The following is a 21,096-nucleotide window of genomic DNA, read 5'->3' as shown; positions in this document are numbered from 1 at the left end:
GAACGTAACAAACCGCACGTCAACGTTGGCACCATCGGTCACGTTGACCATGGCAAGACCACTCTGACTGCTGCTCTGACCAAGGTCTGCTCCGAGACTTGGGGTGGCTCCGCTCGTGCGTTCGACCAGATCGACAACGCGCCGGAAGAGAAAGCCCGCGGTATCACCATCAACACCTCCCACGTTGAGTACGATTCCGCTGTTCGTCACTACGCTCACGTTGACTGCCCCGGTCACGCTGACTACGTGAAGAACATGATCACCGGTGCTGCGCAGATGGACGGCGCGATCCTGGTTTGCTCGGCTGCTGACGGCCCCATGCCGCAGACCCGCGAGCACATCCTGCTGTCCCGTCAGGTAGGTGTTCCTTACATCGTCGTGTTCCTGAACAAGGCCGACATGGTTGACGACGCCGAGCTGCTGGAACTGGTCGAAATGGAAGTTCGCGACCTGCTGAACACCTACGACTTCCCGGGCGACGACACTCCGATCATCATCGGTTCCGCTCTGATGGCCCTGGAAGGCAAGGACGACAACGAAATCGGCGTTTCCGCCGTTCGTAAGCTGGTTGAGACCCTGGACTCCTACATTCCGGAGCCGGTGCGCGCCATCGATCAGCCGTTCCTGCTGCCGATCGAAGACGTGTTCTCCATTTCCGGTCGTGGCACCGTGGTAACCGGCCGTGTTGAGCGTGGCATCGTCAAGGTTCAGGAAGAAGTCGAGATCGTCGGCATTCGTCCGACCACCAAGACCACCTGCACCGGCGTTGAAATGTTCCGCAAGCTGCTCGACGAAGGTCGTGCCGGTGAGAACGTTGGCGTCCTGCTGCGCGGCACCAAGCGTGACGACGTAGAGCGTGGTCAGGTTCTGGCCAAGCCGGGCACCATCAAGCCGCACACCAAGTTCGAGTGCGAAGTGTACGTGCTGTCCAAAGAAGAAGGTGGTCGTCACACCCCGTTCTTCAAAGGCTACCGTCCGCAGTTCTACTTCCGTACCACTGACGTGACCGGTAACTGCGAACTGCCGGAAGGCGTTGAGATGGTAATGCCGGGCGACAACATCAAGATGGTTGTCACCCTGATCGCTCCGATCGCCATGGAAGATGGCCTGCGCTTCGCGATCCGCGAAGGCGGCCGTACCGTTGGTGCCGGCGTTGTAGCCAAGATCATCGAGTAATCGAAGGTCTCGCTAAGAGAGGAGGGCCCTTCGGGGCCCTTTTCTTTTGTCTGGTCAAAAGTTGACACCCCTTCGGCGCATCCGTACAATCACGCCTCCTTTTAACGGGCGTAGTCCGTCCGTTGGGGAAAGCAGAGATAGAGTCTGAGGTCAAAATGCAAAACCAACAAATCCGTATTCGGTTGAAGGCTTTTGACCATCGCCTGATCGATCAATCCACCCAGGAAATCGTGGAAACCGCGAAACGTACTGGTGCTCAGGTGCGTGGTCCTATTCCTCTGCCTACTCGCAAAGAGCGGTACACCGTTCTGATCTCCCCGCACGTCAACAAAGACGCGCGCGATCAGTACGAAATTCGTACCCACAAGCGTGTTCTGGACATCGTCCAGCCGACGGATAAAACCGTCGATGCGCTGATGAAGCTCGACCTTGCGGCAGGCGTGGAAGTGCAGATCAGCCTCGGCTAATAACCTTCGGGTTTTAGTCGTGTAACGCTCTGAAATGGGCGGCCATAGCGGGTGAAAGCCCCGTACACTCATGAGGTTTACAACATGACTATTGGTGTAGTCGGTCGTAAGTGCGGCATGACCCGCATTTTCACCGAAGAAGGCGTCTCCATTCCGGTTACGGTCATTGAGATCGAGCCGAATCGCGTGACCCAATTCAAAAACGAAGAAAGCGATGGCTATCGCGCCGTGCAGGTAACTGTCGGTGAGCGTCGTGCCTCTCGCGTGACCAAGGCGCAAGCCGGTCACTTCGCCAAGGCAAGCGTGGCTGCTGGTCGCGGTGTCTGGGAATTCCGTCTTGAAGAAGGCGAGTACCAGGCTGGCGATCAACTGACTGCTGAGCTGTTCCAGGCTGGTCAACTGGTAGATGTTACCGGTCAGTCCAAGGGTAAAGGCTATGCCGGTACCATCAAGCGCTGGAACTTCCGCGGCCAGGACAACACCCACGGTAACTCCGTCTCCCACCGCGCCCCGGGTTCTATTGGCCAGTGCCAGACTCCTGGTCGTGTCTTCAAGGGCAAGAAAATGTCCGGTCACCTCGGTGCTGAGCGTGTAACCGTACAGTCCCTGGAAGTTGTGCGTGTCGATGCAGAACGTAATCTGCTGCTGGTCAAAGGTGCCGTTCCTGGCGCTACCGGTGGTGATGTCGTTGTGCGTCCGGCAGCCAAGGCTCGTGGTTAAGAGGGGAAGCTGAGATGCAATTGAATGTAAATGGCGCTCAGGCTATCGAAGTCAGCGAGCGTACTTTTGGTGGTGAGTTCAACGAGACCCTGGTTCACCAGGCTGTTGTCGCCTACATGGCCGGTGGCCGTCAGGGCACTCGCGCGCAGAAGACCCGTTCCGAAGTTTCCGGCGGTGGCAAAAAGCCGTGGCGTCAGAAGGGCACTGGTCGTGCTCGTGCTGGCACCATTCGCAGCCCCATCTGGCGCTCCGGTGGTACCACCTTCGCTGCCAAGCCGCAGGATCACTCCCAGAAGCTCAACAAGAAGATGTACCGCGCTGCCATGCGCTCCATCCTCTCTGAGCTCGTTCGTCAAGAGCGCCTGGTTGTGGTTGAAGACTTTGCTGTCGATGCTCCGAAAACCAAAGCTCTGCTGGGCAAGCTGAATGGCCTGGGTCTGACCGACGTGCTGATCGTTTCCGATGCCGTTGATCAGAACCTGTACCTGGCTGCTCGCAACCTGCCGCACGTTGACGTTCGTGATGTTCAGGGTTCCGACCCGGTCAGCCTGATCGCCTACGACAAGGTGCTTATCACCGTGTCCGCCGTGAAGAAATTCGAGGAGCTGCTGGCATGAACCAGGAACGCGTATTCAAGGTGCTGGTTGGTCCGCACGTCTCCGAGAAGGCCACCATGCTGGCTGACAGCAAGGGCCAGTTCGTTTTCAAGGTTGCCACTGATGCAACCAAGCTGGAAATCAAGAAGGCCGTAGAAAGCCTGTTCAGCGTGAAAGTCGCTCGTGTCACCACCCTCGTAGTCAAGGGTAAGACCAAGCGTACCGTTCGCGGTCTGGGCAAGCGTAACGACTGGAAAAAAGCGTACATCGCTCTCCAGCCGGGCCAAGATCTCGATTTCGCCAGCAGCGCTGAGTAAAGGGGTGCATCATGGCAATCGTTAAATGCAAACCGACCTCCGCTGGCCGCCGTTTCGTGGTCAAGGTGGTCAACCAGGAGCTGCACAAAGGCGCTCCTTACGCACCGCTGGTCGAGAAAAAATCGAAGTCCGGTGGTCGTAACAACAACGGCCGTATCACCACTCGCCACATCGGCGGTGGTCACAAGCAGCACTATCGTCTGGTCGACTTCCGTCGCAACAAGGATGGCATTCCTGCCACCGTTGAGCGCATCGAATACGATCCGAACCGTACTGCTCACATCGCTCTGCTGAAGTACGCCGATGGCGAGCGTCGCTACATCATCGCGCCGAAAGGCGTGAGCGCTGGCGACCAGCTGATCTCGGGCGTCAACGCACCGATCAAGGCCGGTAACACCCTGCCGCTGCGCAACATCCCGGTTGGTAGCACCATTCACGGCATCGAACTCAAGCCTGGCAAGGGTGCGCAAATCGCCCGTTCCGCCGGTGCCTCCGTTCAGCTGGTTGCCCGTGAAGGCGCCTACGTAACCCTGCGTCTCCGCTCCGGCGAGATGCGTAAAGTCCTGGCTGAGTGCCGTGCGACCCTGGGCGAAGTCTCGAACTCCGAGCACAGCCTGCGTTCGCTGGGTAAAGCTGGTGCCAAGCGCTGGCGTGGTGTTCGCCCGACCGTTCGCGGCGTGGCGATGAACCCGGTAGACCACCCGCATGGTGGTGGTGAAGGTCGTACCTCTGGTGGCCGTCATCCGGTGTCTCCGTGGGGCTTCCCGACCAAGGGTGCGAAGACCCGCGCGAACAAGCGCACCGACAACATGATCGTCCGTCGCCGTAAATAACTGAGGATACGACAGTGCCGCGTTCTCTGAAAAAAGGTCCTTTTATCGATCTTCACCTACTGAAGAAGGTCGAAGTGGCGGTGGAAAAGAACGATCGCAAGCCGGTTAAAACCTGGTCGCGCCGTTCCATCGTTCTGCCGCAAATGGTCGGTCTGACCATCGCTGTACACAACGGTCGTCAACATGTCCCGGTTCTCGTGAACGAAGACATGGTCGGTCACAAACTGGGCGAGTTCGCTGCCACCCGCACCTATCGCGGTCATGCTGCGGACAAGAAAGCCAAGCGTTAAGGGGTAAGGAACGATGGAAGTAGCCGCTAAGCTGTCGGGCGCTCGAATCTCCGCCCAGAAAGCCCGCTTGGTCGCCGACCAGATCCGCGGGAAGAAGGTGGGCGAAGCGCTCAACCTGTTGACTTTCAGCAGCAAGAAAGCCGCTGAAATCATGAAGAAAGTGCTCGAATCGGCCGTGGCCAACGCTGAGCACAACGAAGGCGCAGACGTGGATGACCTGAAGGTTTCCACCGTTTTCGTCAACGAAGGGCGTTCGCTGAAGCGCATCATGCCGCGTGCCAAAGGCCGTGCTGATCGCATCGTCAAGCGGTCTTGCCATATCACTGTCAAGGTTGCGGACAAGTAACGGAGTCGATCAGATGGGTCAGAAAGTACATCCCACTGGCATTCGCCTGGGAATCGTCAAGGAGCACACCTCCGTTTGGTACGCAGATAAGCGCACTTATGCCGACTATCTGTTTGCCGACCTGAAGGTGCGTGAGTACCTCCAAGACAAACTAAAAAGCGCGTCCGTAAGCCGTATCGATATTCATCGTCCGGCTCAAACCGCACGCATCACCATCCACACCGCTCGTCCCGGCATCGTGATCGGCAAGAAAGGTGAAGATGTTGAGAAGCTGCGTCAGGACCTGACCAAGCAAATGGGTGTGCCTGTGCACATCAACATCGAAGAGATCCGCAAGCCGGAGCTCGACGGTATGCTGGTTGCGCAGAGCGTAGCTCAGCAGCTGGAGCGTCGTGTGATGTTCCGTCGCGCCATGAAGCGCGCTGTACAGAACGCCATGCGCATTGGTGCCAAGGGCATCAAGATCCAGGTAAGCGGTCGTCTCGGTGGCGCTGAAATCGCCCGTACCGAATGGTATCGCGAAGGTCGTGTGCCCCTGCACACCCTGCGCGCCGACATCGACTACGCAACCTACGAAGCGCACACCACCTACGGTGTGATCGGTGTGAAGGTTTGGATCTTCAAGGGTGAGGTCATTGGTGGCCGCCAGGAAGAGCTGAAACCCGTAGCGCCCGCTCCTCGTAAAAAAGCTGCTAAGTAAGGGGTACGCCAAATGCTGCAACCAAAGCGTACGAAGTTCCGCAAGCAGATGACCGGCCACAACCGTGGTCTGGCTCAGCGCGGTAGCAAGGTCAGCTTCGGCGAGTTCGCGCTGAAGGCAACTGGCCGTGGTCGTCTCACTGCCCGCCAGATCGAGGCTGCACGTCGTGCCCTCACTCGTCACGTGAAACGTGGCGGCAAGATCTGGATCCGTGTATTCCCGGACAAGCCCGTTACCAAGAAGCCCCTCGAAGTTCGTATGGGTAAAGGTAAGGGTGGCGTCGAGTACTGGGTAGCCCAGATTCAACCGGGCAAGGTCCTGTACGAGATCGAGGGTGTTTCCGAAGAGCTGGCGCGTGAGGCATTCGCCCTGGCTGCTGCAAAGCTGCCGCTCGCCACCTCCTTTGTTAAGCGGACGGTGATGTGATGAAAGCGAATGAACTTCGTGAAAAATCCGTACAGCAGCTGAACGAGCAACTGCTCGGCCTGCTGCGCGACCAGTTCAATCTGCGCATGCAGAAAGCAACTGGCCAGTTGGGGCAGTCTCACCTGCTCTCGCAAGTGAAGCGCGACATCGCTCGCGTGAAAACTGTGCTCAACCAGCAAGCAGGTAAGTAATCATGGCTGAAGCTCAGAAAACCGTCCGCACGCTGACCGGCCGCGTCGTCAGCGACAAGATGGACAAGACCATCACCGTTCTGATCGAGCGTCGCGTTAAGCACCCGATCTACGGTAAGTACGTGAAGCGCTCGACCAAGCTGCACGCCCACGACGAAACCAATCAGTGCCGTATCGGCGACAAGGTCACCATTCGTGAGACCCGTCCGCTGGCCAAGACCAAGTCCTGGGCCCTGGTGGAAGTCGTCGAACGTGCCGTGGAAGTCTAAGGACTAAGGGTCGGAGAAAGATATGATTCAGACTCAATCCATGCTCGACGTCGCTGACAACAGCGGTGCTCGTCGCGTTATGTGCATCAAGGTCCTTGGTGGTTCGCACCGTCGTTACGCTGGTATCGGCGACATCATCAAAGTGACCGTTAAAGAAGCGATCCCGCGCGGCAAGGTGAAGAAAGGCCAGGTAATGACCGCTGTCGTGGTTCGTACCAAGCACGGCGTTCGTCGCCCTGACGGCTCGATCATTCGCTTCGACGGCAACGCCGCCGTCCTGCTGAACAATAAGCAGGAGCCGATCGGCACCCGTATCTTCGGGCCCGTGACCCGTGAACTGCGTTCCGAGAAGTTCATGAAGATCGTCTCGCTCGCCCCCGAAGTGCTGTAAGGAGAAGCCGTCATGCAAAAGATTCGTCGTGACGACGAGATCATCGTCATCGCCGGCAAGGACAAGGGCAAGCGCGGTAAGGTGCTGAAGGTTCTCGCTGACAGCCGTGTGCTGGTCAGCGGTGTAAACCTGATCAAGCGCCACACCAAGCCGAACCCCATGGCCGGTGTCCAGGGCGGTATCGTCGAGCGAGAGGCGCCCATGCACCTCTCCAACGTAGCCATCTTCAATGCCGAGACCAACAAGGCTGATCGCGTTGGTTTCAAGGTTGAAGAAGGTAAGAAAATTCGTGTCTTCAAGTCGACCCAAAAGCCGGTTGATGCTTGAGCACTGCTAGGTAGATAACCATGGCACGACTAAAAGAGATTTACCGGAAAGAAATCGCGCCGAAGCTGAAGGAAGAACTTCAGCTCGGCAACGTGATGGAAACTCCGCGCATCACCAAGATCACTCTGAACATGGGTCTGGGCGAAGCTATCGGCGACAAGAAAGTCATCGAAAGCGCTGTTGCTGACCTGGAAAAGATCACCGGCCAGAAAGCCGTCGTGACCTACGCCCGCAAATCCATTGCAGGCTTCAAGGTTCGTGAAGGCTGGCCGATCGGTGTCAAGGTCACCCTGCGCCGCGATCGCATGTACGAGTTCCTGGATCGTCTGCTCTCCATCTCCCTGCCGCGCGTGCGTGACTTCCGCGGCCTGAATGCCAAGTCCTTCGACGGTCGCGGCAACTACAGCATGGGTGTCAAAGAGCAGATCATCTTCCCGGAAATCGATTACGACAAAATCGATGCGCTGCGCGGTCTGGACATCACCCTGACCACCACCGCCCGTACGGATGAAGAAGGTCGTGCCCTGCTGCGCGCCTTCAAATTCCCGTTCCGCAACTGATTGGAGTAGGAACATGGCCAAACAGAGCATGAAGAACCGCGAGCTGAAGCGTCAGCAGACGGTTGCTAAGTTCGCCAAGAAGCGTGCTGAGCTGAAAGCTATCATCGCCAACCCGAACTCCACCGCGGAAGCTCGTTGGGAAGCGCAGGTAGCTCTGCAGAAGCAGCCCCGTGACGCCAGCGCCTCGCGCCTGCGTAACCGCTGCCGCATCACCGGTCGTCCGCACGGCGTTTACCGCAAGTTCGGCCTTGGCCGTAACAAGCTGCGTGAAGCTGCCATGCGCGGTGATGTACCCGGCCTGGTGAAAGCCAGCTGGTAATGATCGTCGGTTGGGCCGGCTTTGGTCGGTCCAACCCAGGTCATCAGAATCAAGCCCCTTTTGGGGCTTGATTCGTTTCTGGAGTATCTCTAGAATGTCCGGCTCGCCCGGGCCTGGCATTAGTCCGTCCAGTGCTCGCGTGTGATTCTAGCCGCAAGGCTATTTCTTTTTGTATCAGGAGCATCTAGCCCATGAGTATGCAGGACCCGTTAGCGGACATGCTAACTCGTATCCGTAATGCCCAGATGGCTGAAAAGTCTGTCGTAAGCATGCCGTCCTCCAAGCTGAAGGTGGCAGTAGCCAGCGTTCTGAAGAACGAGGGTTACATCACGGGATACCAAGTCAGCAGCGACATCAAGCCTCTGCTGTCCATCGAGCTGAAGTACTTCGAAGGCCGTCCGGTCATCGAAGAGCTGAAGCGCGTAAGTCGTCCTGGCCTGCGCCAGTACAAGTCCGTCGATCAGCTGCCAAAAGTACGTGGCGGCCTGGGCGTATCGATCGTTTCCACCAACAAGGGTGTGATGACTGATCGTGCTGCTCGCGCTGCTGGTGTTGGTGGCGAAGTGCTTTGCACTGTGTTCTAAGGGGGTTGAAGCATGTCTCGCGTTGCTAAGAACCCCGTCAAGCTGCCCGCTGGCGTTGAAGTCAAGATCGCCGGCCAGCAGCTTTCGGTGAAGGGTGCCAAGGGCGCTCTGGAACTGAAAGTACACTCGTCTGTGGAAGTGCTGCAGGAGTCCGGTGAGCTGCGTTTTGCTGCTCGCAATGGCGACCAGCAGAACAAAGCCATGGCCGGCACCACCCGTGCGTTGGTCAACAACATGGTAATCGGCGTTAGCCAGGGCTTCGAGCGCAAGCTCCAGCTGGTGGGCGTTGGTTACAAGGCTCAGGCCAAAGGCCAGACTCTGTCCCTGGCTCTCGGCTTCTCGCATCCGGTGGATTACGAACTGCCGCAAGGTATCACCGCTGAAACCCCCAGCCAGACCGATATCCTGATCAAGGGCATCGACAAGCAGCTGGTCGGTCAAGTGGCCGCCGAGATTCGCGACTTCCGTCCGCCGGAGCCTTACAAAGGCAAAGGTGTACGTTACGCCGACGAAGTCGTCCGTCGTAAAGAAGCTAAGAAGAAGTAGGGCATAGCAAATGAGCGTAAAGAAAGAAACTCGTCTGCGTCGCGCTCGCAAGGCACGCCTGAAAATGCGCGAGCTGGAAGCCGTACGCCTCTGCGTGTACCGCTCCTCCCAGCACATCTACGCCCAGGTCATTTCGGCCGACGGCGCCACGGTCCTGGCCAGCGCCTCGACCCTGGACAAAGAACTGCGTGACGGAGCCACCGGCAACGTCGACGCGGCCAAGAAGGTTGGTCAGCTGGTTGCCGAGCGCGCGAAAGCCGCTGGCGTCACTCAGGTGGCATTCGATCGTTCTGGCTTCAAGTACCACGGCCGCGTCAAGGCGCTGGCTGATGCTGCTCGTGAAGGCGGGCTGGAGTTCTAAGTTATGGCAAATAACGAGCAAAAGCGCGACGAAGGCTACATCGAGAAGCTGGTTCAGGTTAATCGCGTTGCCAAGACCGTAAAAGGTGGTCGTATCTTCACCTTCACCGCGCTGACTGTAGTTGGCGACGGCAAAGGTCGTGTTGGTTTCGGCCGCGGCAAATCCCGCGAAGTGCCTGCTGCCATCCAGAAAGCGATGGAAGCTGCCCGCCGCAACATGATCCAGGTTGACCTGGACGGCACCACCCTGCAGTACCCGATCAAGTCCGCCCATGGCGCCTCCAAGGTGTTCATGCAGCCGGCTTCCGAAGGTACCGGTATCATCGCCGGCGGCGCCATGCGTGCCGTTCTGGAAGTGGCCGGTGTGCAGAACGTTCTGGCCAAGTGCTACGGCTCCACCAATCCGGTGAACGTGGTTTACGCCACTTTCAAGGGTCTGAAGAACATGCAGTCCCCTGAGTCGGTTGCGGCCAAGCGTGGTAAGAGCGTCGAGGAGATTCTCTAATCATGGCAACTGTCAAAGTAACGCTGATCAAGAGCGTTAACGGCCGTCTGGCTAACCACAAGGCTTGCGTCAAAGGTCTCGGCCTGCGTCGCATTGGTCACTCCGTAGAAGTTCAGGACACTCCTGAGAACCGCGGCATGATCAACAAGGCTTACTACCTTCTGCGCGTCGAGGGTTAATCCATGAAACTGAACGATCTGCGTTCCGCGCCGGGTGCCCGTCGCGAAAAGCACCGTCCGGGCCGTGGCATCGGTAGCGGTCTGGGTAAGACCGGTGGCCGTGGTCACAAGGGTCAAACCTCTCGCTCCGGCGGCACCATTGCTCCGGGCTTCGAGGGCGGTCAGCAACCTCTGCACCGTCGTCTGCCGAAGTTCGGCTTCGTTTCCCTGAAAGCCATGGATCGCGCTGAAGTGCGCACTTCCGAGCTGGCCAAGGTGGAAGGCGATGTCGTAACTCTGCAGTCGCTGAAGGATGCCAACGTGATTAACCAGAACGTACAGCGTGTGAAAATCATGCTGTCCGGCGACGTTACTCGCGCGGTCACCCTGAAAGGTATCGCCGCCACCAAGGGTGCGCGTGCGGCTATCGAAGCAGCTGGCGGTAAGTTCGAGGACTAAATGGCTAAGCAAGGTGCTCTCTCCGCGCTCAGCAATGGCGGGTTGTCCGAGCTCTGGGCTCGACTGCGTTTCCTGTTCCTGGCGATCATCGTCTACCGGATCGGCGCGCACATCCCAGTGCCGGGTATCAACCCAGACCGGCTGGCCGAGCTGTTCCGGCAGAACGAGGGGACCATTCTTAGCCTGTTCAACATGTTCTCCGGCGGTGCGCTGGAGCGGATGAGCATCTTTGCACTGGGGATCATGCCGTACATCTCGGCGTCGATCATCATGCAGCTCATGACCGCGATCAGCCCGCAGCTGGAGCAGTTGAAGAAGGAAGGTGAGGCTGGCCGTCGCAAGATCAGCCAGTACACCCGCTACGGCACTGTAGCCCTGGCGTTGGTCCAGGCCATCGGCATGTCCGTTGGTCTGGCCAGTCAGGGTGTCGCTTTCTCGTCTGATTTCGGCTTCTACTTCGTGGCTGTCACCACCTTCGTGGCTGGTGCGATGTTCATGATGTGGCTTGGCGAGCAGATCACAGAGCGCGGTGTCGGCAACGGTATCTCGATGCTGATTTTTGCTGGCATCGTGGCCGGTCTGCCGAGAGCGATCGGGCAGTCTTTCGAGTCTGCACGTCAGGGCGATATCAATATCTTCGCCCTGGTCGCCATCGGTCTGCTGGCAGTAGCGATCATCGGTTTCGTGGTGTTCATTGAGCGTGGCCAGCGTCGTATCGCTGTGCACTACGCCAAGCGTCAGCAGGGCCGCAAGGTCTTCGCTGCGCAGACCAGCCACCTGCCCTTGAAGGTGAACATGGCCGGTGTCATTCCGGCTATCTTCGCCAGCAGCATCCTGCTGTTCCCGGCCTCTCTGGGTGCCTGGTTCGGTCAGTCCGAAAGCATGGGCTGGCTGCAGGATGTCTCGCAAGCTATCGCTCCTGGTCAGCCGTTGAACATTCTGCTGTTTAGTGCAGGGATCGTCTTCTTCTGCTTCTTCTACACAGCTCTGATGTTCAATCCGAAAGACGTGGCGGAGAACCTGAAGAAGTCCGGTGCCTTTATTCCGGGTATCCGTCCGGGTGAGCAGTCGGCGCGCTATATCGATGGCGTACTGACCCGCTTGACCATGTTCGGTGCTCTGTACATGACGGCCGTTTGCCTGCTTCCCCAGTTCCTGGTGGTGGCAGCGAATGTACCGTTCTACCTTGGCGGGACCTCGTTGCTGATCGTGGTAGTGGTTGTTATGGACTTTATGGCCCAAGTACAATCCCACCTCGTTTCGCACCAGTACGAATCCCTGATGAAGAAAGCCAACCTGAAGGGCTACGGCAGCGGCATGCTCCGCTGACCCGGTTCCGTAAGGTTCTAGGAGTTACTGATGAAAGTTCGTGCATCGGTGAAAAAGCTGTGCCGCAACTGCAAGATCGTTCGTCGCGACGGTATCGTTCGCGTGATCTGCAGCGCGGAACCGCGTCACAAGCAGCGCCAAGGCTGAGTGTGATTCACGCGTTATGAACCCGGCAGCTAGTGCGCTGCCGGGTTGATTATTCGTTTCTACAGCGCTAATATCTCGCGCCCTTTTCTTGGCTTCCGGGGCGTAGGTAGCTGTCAACTGGAGTTTCACTGAATGGCCCGTATTGCAGGCGTCAACATTCCAGATAACAAGCACACTGTTATCTCGCTGACCTACATCTACGGTGTTGGTCGCACCACTGCGCAGAGCATCTGCGCTACCACCGGCGTTAATCCGGCGGCAAAGATCAAGGATCTCTCTGACGAGCAGATCGAACAGCTGCGTGGCGAAGTCGCGAAGCTCACCACTGAAGGTGACCTGCGTCGCGAAATCAACATGAACATCAAGCGTCTGATGGACCTGGGCTGCTACCGCGGTCTGCGTCATCGTCGCGGTCTGCCTGTTCATGGCCAGCGCACCAAGACCAACGCGCGTACCCGTAAGGGCCCGCGTAAGCCGATCCGCAAGTAATTGCGCCCGCGAATCGACAGGAATTAAGTCATGGCTAAGCCTGCTGCTCGTCCTCGTAAGAAAGTCAAAAAGACAGTTGTGGATGGGATCGCCCATATCCACGCTTCTTTCAACAACACCATCGTGACCATCACTGACCGTCAAGGTAACGCTCTTTCCTGGGCTACCTCCGGTGGTTCGGGTTTCCGCGGTTCCCGTAAGAGCACCCCGTTCGCTGCCCAGGTTGCAGCCGAGCGTGCTGGTCAAGCCGCTCTGGAATACGGCCTGAAGAACCTCGACGTGAACGTCAAGGGCCCGGGTCCGGGTCGCGAATCCGCTGTGCGTGCTCTGAACGCCTGCGGCTACAAGATCGCCAGCATCACCGACGTGACGCCCATCCCGCACAACGGGTGCCGTCCGCCGAAGAAGCGTCGCGTGTAATAGGAGACAGTGAGAAATGGCTCGTTACATTGGTCCCAAATGCAAACTGTCCCGTCGTGAAGGTACCGACCTCTTCCTGAAGAGTGGTGCTCGCGCGCTCGAATCCAAGTGCAACATCGAAGCCGCTCCTGGTCAGCACGGCGCCCGTCGCGGCCGCCTGTCCGACTACGGCACCCAGCTGCGTGAAAAGCAGAAAGTGCGCCGTATCTACGGTGTTCTGGAGCGTCAGTTCGGCAACTACTACAAAGAAGCTGCTGCTCGCAAAGGCGCTACCGGCGAAAACCTGCTGCAACTCCTTGAGTGCCGCCTGGACAACGTCGTGTACCGCATGGGCTTCGGCGCTACTCGTTCCGAGTCCCGTCAGCTGGTTTCCCACAAGGCCATCAGCGTCAACGGTCAGACTGTGAACGTCCCGTCGTACCAGATCAAAGCTGGTGACGTGGTTGCCGTTCGCGAGAAGTCGAAGAACCAACTGCGTATCGTCCAAGCCCTCGAACTGTGCGGTCAGCGTGGCCGTGTGGAGTGGGTTGAGGTTGACGCAGAGAAGAAGTCCGGCGTGTTCAAGAGCGTGCCGGCTCGCAGCGATCTGTCCGCCGACATCAACGAAAACCTGATTGTCGAGCTCTACTCCAAGTAAGGGCTAGAAAATAGGTGCATCCATGCAGAGTTCGGTAAATGAGTTCCTGACCCCCCGCCACATTGATGTGCAGGTGGTCAGTCCGACCCGCGCCAAGATTACGCTCGAGCCTCTCGAGCGTGGTTTCGGCCATACCCTGGGCAACGCGCTGCGTCGCATCCTGTTGTCCTCCATGCCTGGCTGTGCAGTAGTCGAGGCCGAGATCGATGGCGTACTCCACGAGTACAGCGCCATCGAGGGTGTTCAGGAAGATGTCATCGAGATCCTTCTGAACCTCAAAGGCCTGGCTATCAAGCTGCACGGTCGTGACGAAGTAACGCTGAACCTCTCGAAGAAAGGTTCGGGCGTGGTCACCGCTGCCGATATTCAGCTGGATCATGATGTCGAAATCGTCAACGGCGACCACGTGATCGCCAACCTGGCGGATAACGGTGTCCTGAACATGAAGCTCAAGGTGTCCCGCGGTCGTGGCTATGAGCCCGCCGACGCGCGCCAGAGCGACGAAGACGAGAGCCGCAGCATTGGTCGTCTGCAGCTCGACGCCTCGTTCAGCCCCGTCCGCCGTGTTGCCTACGTGGTTGAAAACGCCCGTGTGGAGCAGCGCACCAACCTGGACAAGCTGGTCATCGATCTGGAAACCAACGGTACCCTGGACCCTGAAGAGGCCATCCGTCGTGCCGCTACCATCCTGCAACACCAGCTGGCTGCGTTCGTCGACCTGAAGGGCGACAGCGAGCCGGTAGTGGTTGAGCAGGAAGACGAGATCGACCCGATCCTCCTTCGTCCGGTTGATGACCTCGAGCTGACCGTACGTTCGGCCAACTGCCTGAAAGCGGAGAACATCTACTACATCGGCGACCTGATTCAGCGCACCGAAGTAGAGCTGTTGAAGACTCCGAACCTGGGCAAGAAGTCCCTGACCGAGATCAAGGACGTCCTGGCCTCCCGTGGTCTGTCCCTCGGCATGCGCCTCGACAACTGGCCGCCGGCAAGTCTCAAGAAGGACGACAAGGCGACTGCCTGATCGTCCGTAATCACCGAACGTAGAAGTTTGGTAAGGAATTGAACCATGCGTCATCGTAAAAGTGGCCGTCACCTCAGCCGCACCAGCGCACACCGCAAGGCCATGTTCCAGAACATGGCAGTGTCGCTGTTCGAGCACGAACTGATCAAAACCACCCTGCCGAAAGCCAAGGAACTGCGCCGCGTTGCCGAGCCGCTGATCACCCTGGCCAAGGAAGACAGCGTTGCCAACCGTCGTCTGGCTTTCGACCGTACCCGTTCGAAATCCGCCGTAGGCAAACTGTTCAACGATCTGGGTAAGCGCTATGCCAACCGTCAGGGCGGCTACCTGCGTATCCTGAAGTGCGGTTTCCGCGCTGGCGACAACGCTCCCATGGCTTACGTCGAGCTGGTTGACCGTCCGGTCGCTGGTGAAGTCGAAGCTGCTGCCGAGTAAGTCGGTCGTTGCATGAAAAACCGGGCCTAGTGCCCGGTTTTTTTATGTCTGCAAATCCGGATGTCTCTTTCGAAGCGACGCTCTAGGTCAGGAACATTCGGATAGCTGCACCAGCGCCCGCGCTGCGCCGGATTTCAGCATCCGCAGATACAAAAAAGGCCGGGCATCGCTGCCCGGCCTTTTTGTTGTGCGTGTCAGAGAATCAGGCGCGATCGCGTTCCAGTAACGGCTTGAGGAACCGCCCGGTGTGGGATTGGGTCATGTCGGCGACCTCCTCCGGGGTACCGGTCGCGATGATCTGGCCACCTTTGGAGCCGCCTTCCGGACCGAGGTCCACCAGCCAGTCGGCCGTCTTGATCACGTCGAGGTTGTGCTCGATCACAACCACCGTATTGCCGTGGTCGCGCAGGCGGTGCAGGACGTCCAGCAACTGCTGGATATCGGCAAAGTGGAGGCCGGTGGTGGGTTCATCGAGGATGTACAGCGTCTTGCCGGTATCGCGCTTGGAGAGTTCGCGTGACAGCTTGACTCGCTGTGCTTCACCGCCGGAAAGGGTGGTGGCTGACTGGCCCAGGCGGATGTACGACAGACCGACGTCCATCAGGGTCTGGAGCTTGCGGGCAATGGCCGGGACCGCGTCGAAGAATTCTCGAGCCTCTTCGATGGTCATCTCCAGCACTTCGTGGATGCTCTTGCCCTTGTAGCGGATCTCCAGGGTCTCGCGGTTGTAGCGCTTGCCCTTGCACACGTCACAGGGCACGTAGATGTCCGGCAGGAAGTGCATTTCCACCTTGATCACGCCATCGCCCTGGCAGGCCTCACAGCGGCCACCTTTCACGTTGAAGGAGAAACGCCCCGGGCCATAGCCACGGGAGCGGGACTCCGGCACGCCGGAGAACAGTTCGCGGATGGGCGTGAACAGGCCGGTGTAGGTCGCCGGATTGGAACGGGGTGTGCGTCCAATCGGGCTTTGATCGATGTCCACCACCTTGTCCAGGTGCTGGAGGCCATCGAAGCTCTCGTGCGCGGATGCTTCCAGCGAAGTGGCACCGTTGAGTGCGGTGGCGGTGATCGGGAACAGGGTGTTGTTGATCAGGGTCGATTTGCCCGAGCCGGACACGCCGGTGACACACGTCAGCAGGCCCACTGGAATCTCCAGATTCACCTGCTGGAGGTTGTTGCCGCTGGCGCCTTTGAGCTTGAGGGACTTCTTCTTGTCGCGCGGGGTGCGCTCGACCGGTACTTCGATCTTCACGCGGCCGGACAGGTACTTGCCGGTGAGCGAGTTCGGATGAGCCATCACCTCGTCCGGCGTACCTTCTGCGACGATCTGGCCGCCATGGACGCCGGCGCCGGGGCCGATGTCCACGACATAGTCGGCAAGACGGATGGCGTCCTCGTCGTGCTCGACCACGATCACCGTGTTGCCCAGGTTACGCAGGTGGGTGAGCGTCGCCAGCAGGCGTTCGTTGTCGCGTTGGTGCAAGCCGATGGAGGGCTCGTCGAGGATGTACATCACCCCCACCAGGCCGGCCCCGATCTGGCTGGCCAGGCGAATGCGCTGGGCCTCGCCGCCTGAGAGGGTGTCCGCGCTTCGATCCAGGGTCAGATAGTCGAGGCCGACGTTGACCAGGAACTGCAGGCGCTCGCGGATTTCCTTGAGGATCTTCTCGGCGATCTCGCCGCGCCGACCGGTGAGGCTGAGCCCGCCGAAGTAATCCGCCGCATCGCCTACCGGCAGGCCGGTCACGGCTGGCAGAGTCTTGTCGCCGACCCATACATGGCGCGCTTCACGGCGCAGGCGGGTGCCGCGGCAGTCGGGGCAGGGCTGGGTGCTGAGAAACTTTGCCAGTTCCTCGCGCACGGTGGCCGATTCGGTTTCGCGGTAGCGGCGCTCCAGGTTGGGGATGATCCCCTCGAACGGATGCGAACGTTTGACGATGTCACCGCGGTCGTTGAGGTAGCGGAAGTCGACGTTCTCGCGGCCGCTGCCGAACAGGATCGCCTTCTGGTCCTCGGCGGACAGGTCGTCGAAAGGTTTTTCCAGGCTGAAGCCATAGTGCGAGGCCAGTGAACCGAGCATCTGGAAGTAATAGACGTTGCGGCGGTCCCAGCCGCGAATCGCACCTTCGGCCAAGGTCAGCTCGCCGTTGACCAGGCGCTTGGCGTCGAAGAACTGCTTGACCCCCAGACCGTCGCAGGTCGGGCAGGCGCCGGCCGGATTGTTGAAGGAAAACAGCTTGGGTTCCAGCTCGCTGATGGAATGGCCGCAATGGGGGCAGGCGAAGCGCGCGGAGAAGATGATCTCCTCGCCTTCTTCGTCATCCATGGGCGCAATCAGGGCGATCCCGTCGGCGAGGTTGATCGCTGTCTCGAACGACTCGGCAAGACGTTGCTGCAGGTCGCCGCGGACCTTGAAACGGTCCACCACGACATCGACGGAGTGCTTCTTCTGCTTGTCCAGCTTGGGAAGTTCATCCAGCTCGTAGAGCCTGCCGTCCACCCGGGCACGGACGAAACCCTGGGCACGCAGTTCCTCGAACACCGCCAGGTGCTCACCTTTGCGCTCGCGGATTACCGGCGCCAGGAGCATCAGCTTGCGACCTTCGGGCAGGGCCAGCACCTGGTCGACCATCTGACTGACGGTCTGGGCCTCCAGCGGTACATCGTGATCCGGGCAACGCGGCGTGCCTACACGGGCGTAGAGCAGGCGCAGGTAGTCGTAGATCTCGGTGATGGTGCCGACGGTGGAGCGCGGGTTGTGGGAAGTGGACTTCTGCTCGATGGAGATCGCCGGCGAAAGGCCCTCGATGGTGTCCACGTCGGGCTTTTCCATCATCGACAGGAACTGCCGGGCGTAGGCCGACAGGGACTCCACGTAACGGCGCTGGCCCTCAGCGTAGAGCGTGTCGAAAGCCAGCGACGACTTGCCGGAGCCGGACAGACCGGTAATCACGATCAGCTTGTCGCGGGGGAGGGTGAGGTCGACGTTCTTCAGGTTATGGGTACGCGCCCCACGGATCAGGATCTTGTCCACAACGGCCTCACTTGGCGGTCGGAAACCGCCGATTATACGGCCCGCCACGGCTGAGCGGCAAAGCGTCACGGCTGTCACGGAAACGGCCGGGACTGCTAGAATGCGCGGCATTTTTCGGGCTCCGGCCGCAGCCGGGCAAGGGGCGCATGACGCAGGCCCCGATCGTTCTCCCTTGAGGCACCTATGCACGATTCCCACTCTGAACGCATGAGCGGCAGCGAAACGCGCGCGGCCAGCGGCCTGGCCCTGGTGTTCGCCTTCCGCATGCTCGGCATGTTCATGGTATTGCCAGTGCTGGCCACCTACGGCCAGGACCTCCCCGGCGCCACACCGGCTCTGATCGGCCTCGCCATCGGTGCCTACGGCCTGACCCAGGCCGTACTGCAGATTCCCTTCGGCGTCGTTTCCGACCGTATCGGCCGCCTTCCGGTGATCTACATCGGCCTGCTGATCTTTGCCGCCGGCGCCGTCCTGGCAGCCAATGCGGACTCCATCTGGGGCGTGATTGCCGGTCGGGTGCTGCAAGGCGCTGGGGCCATCTCTGCAGCTGTCATGGCCTTGCTCTCCGACCTCACCCGCGAGCAGCACCGCACCAAGGCGATGGCCATGATCGGCATGAGCATCGGCGTGTCCTTCGCCGTCGCCATGGTGGTCGGCCCGCTGCTGACCCGCGCATTCGGACTTTCCGGCCTGTTCTGGGCGACTGCCATCATGGCGCTGTTCGGGATCGTGATCATCGCCACCATGGTGCCGCGTGCCGCCCATCCGCTGCAGCATCGTGAATCAGGCGTCGCGCGCCAGGCGCTGCTGCCGACCTTGAAACATCCCGACCTGTTGCGCCTGGATTTCGGCATCCTCGCCCTGCACGCCGTCCTCATGGCCAGCTTCGTCGCACTGCCACTGGCATTGGTTGAGAAAGCCGGCCTGCCCAAGGAAGAGCACTGGTGGGTCTACCTCACCGCGCTGCTGGTGGGCTTCTTCGGCATGGTCCCCTTCATCATCTACGGCGAGAAAAAGCGCCAGATGAAACGTGTGCTGGTGGGCGCGGTCGCGGTGCTGTGTGCCTGCGAGCTGTTCTTCTGGCAGTTCGGCCAGAGCCTTCGCGCGCTCGTCTTCGGCACCATCATTTTCTTCACCGCGTTCAACCTCCTGGAAGCCTCTCTGCCGTCGTTGATCAGCAAGGTCGCTCCGGCTGGCGGGAAGGGCACGGCGATGGGGGTTTACTCCACGAGCCAGTTCCTCGGCGCGGCCGTAGGCGGCATTCTCGGCGGCTGGTTGTTCCAGCATGGCGGCCTGTCTACCGTGTTCGTCGGTTGTGCGGTGGTCTGTGCGATTTGGCTGGCCATTGCTGTTACTATGCGTGAACCTCCGTACGTAACCAGCCTGCGCCTGCCGCTCAGTGCAGCGGCCGTGGCCGATACCGGGCTGGTTGCGCGTTTGCTGGCTCTGCCCGGAGTGGCAGATGCCGTCGTGGTGGCCGAAGAGGCGGCCATCTACATCAAAGTGGATTCTGAAAAACTGGACCGCACGTCCCTGGAGCGCCTGATCGAGTCGGCCCCGGAACGTGCTGAAGCCTAGGAGAACGTCATGGCCCGTGGGGTTAACAAAGTCATTCTGGTTGGTAACGTCGGTGGTGATCCGGAAACCCGCTACCTGCCCAACGGCAACGCGGTGACCAACGTCACCCTGGCCACCAGCGAGTCCTGGAAGGACAAGCAGACCGGCCAGCAGCAGGAACGTACCGAATGGCACCGCGTGGTGTTCTTCGGCCGTCTCGCCGAAATCGCCGGCGAATACCTGCGCAAGGGCTCGCAAGTCTACGTCGAAGGTTCCCTGCGCACCCGCGAGTGGGAAAAAGACGGCGTGAAGCGCTACACCACCGAGATCGTGGTCGACATCAACGGCCAGATGCAACTGCTTGGCGGCCGTCCTGGCAGCGAAGGCGACGCCCCGCGTGCTCCGCGCCCGCAGCGCGAACCGCAGCAGTCCGCCCCGCAACAGCGCCCGGCTCCGCAGCCCGCCGCCCAGCCGGCTCCGGACTACGACAGCTTCGACGACGACATCCCGTTCTAAGTCGAATCGCGTAGGCGGAAAGACAAAGGCGCAGCCCCCGGGCTGCGCCTTTTTCGTTTCTGGAGTCGACCGTAGGAACGGCTGATGAGTGTCATCGTACAACTCGCTGGGCTATGATGGACCCTCAGTTTTCACCGGAATCGACCTTCGAGATGGACAACCCAAGCACCTTGCCACGTCCGCGCCGCAAGCACCGCAGCCTGGCGCAGGAGTTGGTGAACGAGCTCTCCCAACAGATCCAGAATGGCGTGATCAAGCGGGGCGAAAAGCTGCCCACCGAGTCCGCCATCATGGAAGCCCAGGGAGTCAGCCGCACCGTAGTGCGCGAGGCTATTTCGCGGTTGCAGGCCTCGGGACTGGTGGAGACCCGTCACGGCATCGGCACCTTCGTGCTGGATACGCCGAGCCCCATGGGGTTCCGTATCGACCCAGCGACCATCGTCACCCTGCGCGATGTCATGGCTATCCTCGAACTGCGCATCAGCCTGGAAGTGGAATCCGCCGGACTGGCCGCCCAGCGCCGTACTTCGGAGCAACTGGCGGCGATGCGCGAAGCACTGGACACCTTCCTCAAGGCCGCCCACGGCACTGACGCGGTGGCCTCGGACTTCCAGTTCCACCTGCAAATCGCCCTGGCCACGGGGAATCGCTATTTCACCGACATCATGACCCACCTGGGCACCAGCATCATTCCGCGGACGCGGCTCAATTCGGCGCGTATCGCCCACGATGACCGGGAGCACTACCTCGCTCGCCTGAGTCGCGAGCACGAGGATATCTACGAAGCCATCGCCCGGCAGGACAGCGATGCGGCCCGAGCGGCCATGCGCCTGCACCTGACCAACAGTCGCGAGCGCCTGCGCCAGGCTCATGAGGAAGCGGAAAGGGTTCGCGAGGGCTGAAATATTCCGCGCAGAGCAAGGGCCGCATCGAGCGGCCCTTTTTATTTGGGCGGCGAAGGTAGG

The 21,096-nt window shown here is 59.8% G+C and carries 33 protein-coding genes; 32 read left to right on the top strand and 1 reads right to left on the bottom strand.

Annotated elements, in window-relative coordinates; all coding sequences use genetic code 11:
- The 29 genes from tuf to rplQ all read left to right on the top strand — a co-directional run.
- Positions 1-1,176: elongation factor Tu (tuf, locus tag DM872_RS24815; RefSeq protein ID WP_179059905.1), on the top strand; the 1,176-nt coding region annotated here is incomplete at its 5' end.
- 155 nt (positions 1,177-1,331) lie between these two features.
- The gene (gene rpsJ, locus DM872_RS24810) at positions 1,332-1,643 is read left to right on the top strand and encodes a 30S ribosomal protein S10 (protein ID WP_003243886.1); all 312 of its coding nucleotides are present in this window, start codon (positions 1,332-1,334) and stop codon (positions 1,641-1,643) included.
- Between the two features lie 84 nt (positions 1,644-1,727).
- A complete protein-coding gene (rplC, locus tag DM872_RS24805) occupies positions 1,728-2,363 on the top strand; it encodes a 50S ribosomal protein L3 (protein ID WP_077525959.1) in 636 nt (211 codons plus the stop codon).
- 14 nt (positions 2,364-2,377) lie between these two features.
- Positions 2,378-2,980, top strand: coding sequence for a 50S ribosomal protein L4 (gene rplD, locus DM872_RS24800; RefSeq protein WP_077525960.1), 603 nt, complete (start codon positions 2,378-2,380; stop codon positions 2,978-2,980).
- Positions 2,977-3,276: a 50S ribosomal protein L23 gene (gene rplW / locus DM872_RS24795; RefSeq protein ID WP_077525961.1), complete on the top strand. Its 300-nt coding sequence runs from the start codon at positions 2,977-2,979 to the stop codon at positions 3,274-3,276. The genes rplD and rplW overlap by 4 nt, the downstream gene beginning before the upstream one ends.
- 11 nt (positions 3,277-3,287) lie before the next feature.
- Positions 3,288-4,109 (top strand): 50S ribosomal protein L2, encoded by an 822-nt coding sequence (gene rplB / locus DM872_RS24790; RefSeq protein ID WP_179061896.1) that lies wholly within the window; start codon positions 3,288-3,290, stop codon positions 4,107-4,109.
- Between the two features lie 14 nt (positions 4,110-4,123).
- Positions 4,124-4,399, top strand: a complete 276-nt coding sequence (gene rpsS / locus DM872_RS24785; protein ID WP_027590504.1) for a 30S ribosomal protein S19 — start codon at positions 4,124-4,126, stop codon at positions 4,397-4,399.
- 13 nt (positions 4,400-4,412) lie between these two features.
- Positions 4,413-4,745: a 50S ribosomal protein L22 gene (rplV, locus tag DM872_RS24780; protein ID WP_007161246.1), complete on the top strand. Its 333-nt coding sequence runs from the start codon at positions 4,413-4,415 to the stop codon at positions 4,743-4,745.
- A gap of 13 nt (positions 4,746-4,758) precedes the next feature.
- On the top strand, positions 4,759-5,445 hold the full coding sequence (gene rpsC, locus DM872_RS24775) for a 30S ribosomal protein S3 (protein WP_028629286.1): 687 nt from the start codon (positions 4,759-4,761) through the stop codon (positions 5,443-5,445).
- 12 nt (positions 5,446-5,457) lie between these two features.
- Positions 5,458-5,871 carry a 50S ribosomal protein L16 gene (rplP, locus tag DM872_RS24770; RefSeq protein WP_016490537.1) on the top strand — a complete coding sequence of 138 codons (414 nt, stop codon included), beginning with the start codon at positions 5,458-5,460 and terminating at the stop codon, positions 5,869-5,871.
- On the top strand, positions 5,871-6,062 hold the full coding sequence (gene rpmC, locus DM872_RS24765) for a 50S ribosomal protein L29 (protein WP_016490538.1): 192 nt from the start codon (positions 5,871-5,873) through the stop codon (positions 6,060-6,062). The genes rplP and rpmC overlap by 1 nt, the downstream gene beginning before the upstream one ends.
- Positions 6,063-6,064: 2 nt before the next feature.
- Positions 6,065-6,331, top strand: coding sequence for a 30S ribosomal protein S17 (rpsQ, locus tag DM872_RS24760; RefSeq protein WP_021219597.1), 267 nt, complete (start codon positions 6,065-6,067; stop codon positions 6,329-6,331).
- Positions 6,332-6,353: 22 nt separating this feature from the next.
- Entirely contained in the window at positions 6,354-6,722 is a 369-nt protein-coding gene (gene rplN / locus DM872_RS24755; protein WP_003448734.1) for a 50S ribosomal protein L14, read from the top strand.
- Positions 6,723-6,734: 12 nt separating this feature from the next.
- Positions 6,735-7,049: a 50S ribosomal protein L24 gene (gene rplX, locus DM872_RS24750; RefSeq protein ID WP_077525964.1), complete on the top strand. Its 315-nt coding sequence runs from the start codon at positions 6,735-6,737 to the stop codon at positions 7,047-7,049.
- A 20-nt stretch (positions 7,050-7,069) separates the two neighbouring features.
- A complete protein-coding gene (rplE, locus tag DM872_RS24745) occupies positions 7,070-7,609 on the top strand; it encodes a 50S ribosomal protein L5 (protein ID WP_077525965.1) in 540 nt (179 codons plus the stop codon).
- A gap of 13 nt (positions 7,610-7,622) precedes the next feature.
- Positions 7,623-7,928, top strand: coding sequence for a 30S ribosomal protein S14 (gene rpsN / locus DM872_RS24740; RefSeq protein ID WP_077525966.1), 306 nt, complete (start codon positions 7,623-7,625; stop codon positions 7,926-7,928).
- A 191-nt stretch (positions 7,929-8,119) separates the two neighbouring features.
- Complete coding sequence (gene rpsH, locus DM872_RS24735; RefSeq protein WP_016490543.1) at positions 8,120-8,512, top strand: 30S ribosomal protein S8; 393 nt, start codon at positions 8,120-8,122, stop codon at positions 8,510-8,512.
- Positions 8,513-8,524: 12 nt separating this feature from the next.
- Entirely contained in the window at positions 8,525-9,058 is a 534-nt protein-coding gene (gene rplF / locus DM872_RS24730; protein WP_077525967.1) for a 50S ribosomal protein L6, read from the top strand.
- 10 nt (positions 9,059-9,068) lie between these two features.
- Complete coding sequence (gene rplR, locus DM872_RS24725; RefSeq protein ID WP_179061895.1) at positions 9,069-9,419, top strand: 50S ribosomal protein L18; 351 nt, start codon at positions 9,069-9,071, stop codon at positions 9,417-9,419.
- Positions 9,420-9,422: 3 nt separating this feature from the next.
- Positions 9,423-9,923 (top strand): 30S ribosomal protein S5, encoded by a 501-nt coding sequence (gene rpsE / locus DM872_RS24720; RefSeq protein ID WP_003448746.1) that lies wholly within the window; start codon positions 9,423-9,425, stop codon positions 9,921-9,923.
- A 2-nt stretch (positions 9,924-9,925) separates the two neighbouring features.
- The gene (gene rpmD / locus DM872_RS24715) at positions 9,926-10,102 is read left to right on the top strand and encodes a 50S ribosomal protein L30 (RefSeq protein WP_120653277.1); all 177 of its coding nucleotides are present in this window, start codon (positions 9,926-9,928) and stop codon (positions 10,100-10,102) included.
- A gap of 3 nt (positions 10,103-10,105) precedes the next feature.
- On the top strand, positions 10,106-10,540 hold the full coding sequence (gene rplO, locus DM872_RS24710) for a 50S ribosomal protein L15 (RefSeq protein ID WP_111261951.1): 435 nt from the start codon (positions 10,106-10,108) through the stop codon (positions 10,538-10,540).
- Entirely contained in the window at positions 10,541-11,869 is a 1,329-nt protein-coding gene (gene secY / locus DM872_RS24705) for a preprotein translocase subunit SecY (RefSeq protein WP_179061894.1), read from the top strand.
- 30 nt (positions 11,870-11,899) lie between these two features.
- Positions 11,900-12,016, top strand: coding sequence for a 50S ribosomal protein L36 (gene rpmJ / locus DM872_RS24700; protein WP_077525971.1), 117 nt, complete (start codon positions 11,900-11,902; stop codon positions 12,014-12,016).
- Between the two features lie 132 nt (positions 12,017-12,148).
- Entirely contained in the window at positions 12,149-12,505 is a 357-nt protein-coding gene (gene rpsM, locus DM872_RS24695; protein WP_077525972.1) for a 30S ribosomal protein S13, read from the top strand.
- A gap of 30 nt (positions 12,506-12,535) precedes the next feature.
- Positions 12,536-12,925, top strand: coding sequence for a 30S ribosomal protein S11 (gene rpsK, locus DM872_RS24690; RefSeq protein ID WP_003093689.1), 390 nt, complete (start codon positions 12,536-12,538; stop codon positions 12,923-12,925).
- A gap of 16 nt (positions 12,926-12,941) precedes the next feature.
- Positions 12,942-13,562 carry a 30S ribosomal protein S4 gene (gene rpsD / locus DM872_RS24685; RefSeq protein WP_077525973.1) on the top strand — a complete coding sequence of 207 codons (621 nt, stop codon included), beginning with the start codon at positions 12,942-12,944 and terminating at the stop codon, positions 13,560-13,562.
- 22 nt (positions 13,563-13,584) lie between these two features.
- Entirely contained in the window at positions 13,585-14,586 is a 1,002-nt protein-coding gene (locus tag DM872_RS24680; RefSeq protein ID WP_028629274.1) for a DNA-directed RNA polymerase subunit alpha, read from the top strand.
- Between the two features lie 45 nt (positions 14,587-14,631).
- Positions 14,632-15,021, top strand: coding sequence for a 50S ribosomal protein L17 (gene rplQ / locus DM872_RS24675; RefSeq protein ID WP_077525974.1), 390 nt, complete (start codon positions 14,632-14,634; stop codon positions 15,019-15,021).
- Between the two features lie 202 nt (positions 15,022-15,223).
- Here rplQ and uvrA read toward each other — a convergent pair whose 3' ends face one another.
- Positions 15,224-18,058, bottom strand: a complete 2,835-nt coding sequence (gene uvrA, locus DM872_RS24670; RefSeq protein WP_179061893.1) for an excinuclease ABC subunit UvrA — start codon at positions 18,056-18,058, stop codon at positions 15,224-15,226.
- Between the two features lie 183 nt (positions 18,059-18,241).
- On the opposite strand from uvrA, the gene DM872_RS24665 reads away from it, so the two are divergent.
- The 3 genes from DM872_RS24665 (at position 18,242) to DM872_RS24655 (ending at position 21,033) form a co-directional block, all read left to right on the top strand.
- A complete protein-coding gene (locus DM872_RS24665) occupies positions 18,242-19,636 on the top strand; it encodes an MFS transporter (protein WP_179061892.1) in 1,395 nt (464 codons plus the stop codon).
- A gap of 9 nt (positions 19,637-19,645) precedes the next feature.
- On the top strand, positions 19,646-20,131 hold the full coding sequence (locus DM872_RS24660) for a single-stranded DNA-binding protein (protein ID WP_044872677.1): 486 nt from the start codon (positions 19,646-19,648) through the stop codon (positions 20,129-20,131).
- 152 nt (positions 20,132-20,283) lie between these two features.
- A complete protein-coding gene (locus tag DM872_RS24655) occupies positions 20,284-21,033 on the top strand; it encodes a FadR/GntR family transcriptional regulator (protein WP_179061891.1) in 750 nt (249 codons plus the stop codon).
- Positions 21,034-21,096: the final 63 nt, after the last annotated feature.

The sequence above is a fragment of the Pseudomonas taiwanensis genome, from assembly GCF_013393345.1.
Classification (GTDB): domain Bacteria; phylum Pseudomonadota; class Gammaproteobacteria; order Pseudomonadales; family Pseudomonadaceae; genus Metapseudomonas; species Metapseudomonas resinovorans_C.
The sequence above is the reverse complement of the archived record's forward strand: the minus strand, read 5'-3'. Positions and strand labels throughout refer to the sequence as shown.